Genomic DNA, 1,943 nt, shown 5'->3' with positions numbered 1-1,943 from the left:
AAGGCTCCGGCAATGCCGATATTGGAAAGGCCGAACCAGACGGTTACATAATGTCCCAAAAGCGCACCGCCGCCGATACCGACATTGTACAAACCTGAATAAATCGAGTTGGCCACATCTGTCGCATCGGAAGCAAACGACAATACTTTCGACACCATGCCCAAGCTGACGATGACGATGGCCACGCCCCAAATAAACACCAGCGCATATACTGCATACGGGAAAGAGGCAAGCGGCAGAAGCAGTAGGGCGGAAAGCAGGATGACCGCCACCGCGCCGAGCATAAACAAACGTTGCGCTTTGGCAAACCATTTGCCGAATAGATAAGATGCGGCAAATCCTGCCAAACCGTACAGGCTCAAAACGATGGTAACTTGTTCTGCCTTAAATCCGCCAACTTGCAACACAAAAGGCTCGATATAGCTGTATGCCGTGAAATGTGCCGTAATAATCAACACCGTCATTGCATAGAGCAGCATCAGGTTGCGGCGTTTGAACAAACTCGGCAGGCTGCTTAAAGAGCCGGTATTTTGGCTGGGTAAAGCAGGCAGGTTTTTAGCCAACACCAGCATTACGCCGGCAGCGCAGACGCCGATCAGCAGGAAGCTGAGCTGCCAGCCGAAGTATTGCCCGACCACGCGCCCCAGCGGAATACCCAAAACCATCGCCAAAACCGTACCCGTACTGAGCAAGCCCAAAGCCTGATTGGTTTTGCCGGCGGGAGCAAGCCGTACCGCCAAAGAAGCCGTAATCGACCAAAAGACCGCGTGTGTCAGCGCAATCCCGATACGGCTGACCAAGAGGATGTTGAAGTTCCAAGAAAAGAACGACAGCGCGTGAAACAGCGCAAACAGTGCAAACAGCATCAGCAATAATTTGCGCCGTTCGATGTTTTTCGTCATCAGCATCAGCGGCAGCGATAGGAGCGCAACAATCCACGCATACACCGTAATCATCATGCCCACTTCCGTTGCCGGTTTGCCAAAGCTCTGACCGATGTCGCTCAAAAGCGCAATCGGAATGTATTCGGTAGTATTGAAAATAAACGCACCCACCGCCAGCGCGCATACGCTAACCCATTGTTTGAATGTTGAAGTCATTATTATGTCCGTTTGATGAAGCAAAGGTCGTTATTGTACGCCTATCTGCATTTTTCAGACGGCCTTAATGAAGAATTTGCAAGCTGTTTGCGTAAGGAGTAAAGTATTTGGCAACCATATTTGTTTGAATGAAAGGAAATACAAATGCAAACTGTTACCCTCAATATCGACGGCATGACCTGCGGCGGCTGCGTGAAAAGCGTAACCCGTCTTTTGGAAGGCGTAGAAGGCGTGGAAAAAGCAGAAGTCAGCTTGGAAAACAAAAATGCAGTGATTACTTTTGATGAAAGCAAGACAGATACCGATGCGCTGATTGATGCCGTAGAAGACGGCGGCTACGATGTGGCTTTGTAACCGATAAGCGTATTTTGAAAAGGCCGTCTGAAACGCTTCAGACGGCCTCTGTCTCTTGATAACTTACTTTTTGCCATTATTTGGATTACACCGCCACACGGGTAAACAAAAGTTTTCGCGCATATCTGAAGCAAAGCGGCGGCAAGTGGCTGCCGTATTACGACGAGGCCTGTACCAAACCGTTAGCGGCCGACTAAGGCTACCTGAAACTTTTCAGGTAGCCTGTTTCTATTCTGCCCAAGCCGCCTAACGCTCCTCCAGCCCGGCCAAAATCGCACAATCCGGGAAGTCGTCTCCCGTGCAGGCATCGTGCCAACGTTGCAGCTCAGCCACCATGCCCTGCAAGCATTCGATTTTGGCTTCCAGCTCGGCGATGTGCCGCGCGGTGAGCGTTTTCACTTCGCGGCTGGTACGCTGCGGGTTGTGTTGCAGGCTCAAAAGCTGCCCGATCTGCGGCAGCGAAAAGCCCACTTCCCGCGCATGGCGGAT

Annotated in this window: 3 protein-coding genes; 1 reads left to right on the top strand and 2 read right to left on the bottom strand. The window is 51.3% G+C overall.

Translation table 11 applies throughout. The annotated features are described in order from the left end of the window. On the bottom strand, nucleotides 1-1,100 hold a 1,100-nt coding region (locus ACTHSP_RS20135; protein ID WP_440346786.1), incomplete at its 3' end, for a sugar transporter. A 144-nt stretch (nucleotides 1,101-1,244) separates the two neighbouring features. On the opposite strand from ACTHSP_RS20135, the gene ACTHSP_RS20130 reads away from it, so the two are divergent. Then, nucleotides 1,245-1,454 carry a heavy-metal-associated domain-containing protein gene (locus ACTHSP_RS20130; RefSeq protein ID WP_004519826.1) on the top strand — a complete coding sequence of 70 codons (210 nt, stop codon included), beginning with the start codon at nucleotides 1,245-1,247 and terminating at the stop codon, nucleotides 1,452-1,454. 246 nt (nucleotides 1,455-1,700) lie between these two features. Here ACTHSP_RS20130 and ACTHSP_RS20125 read toward each other — a convergent pair. Then, a partial coding sequence (locus tag ACTHSP_RS20125; protein ID WP_440346785.1) for a MerR family DNA-binding protein occupies nucleotides 1,701-1,943 on the bottom strand: 243 nt, incomplete at its 5' end.

This window comes from Neisseria sp. P0001.S005, assembly GCF_051963715.1.
This window is presented reverse-complemented; position numbering and strand designations above follow the sequence as displayed.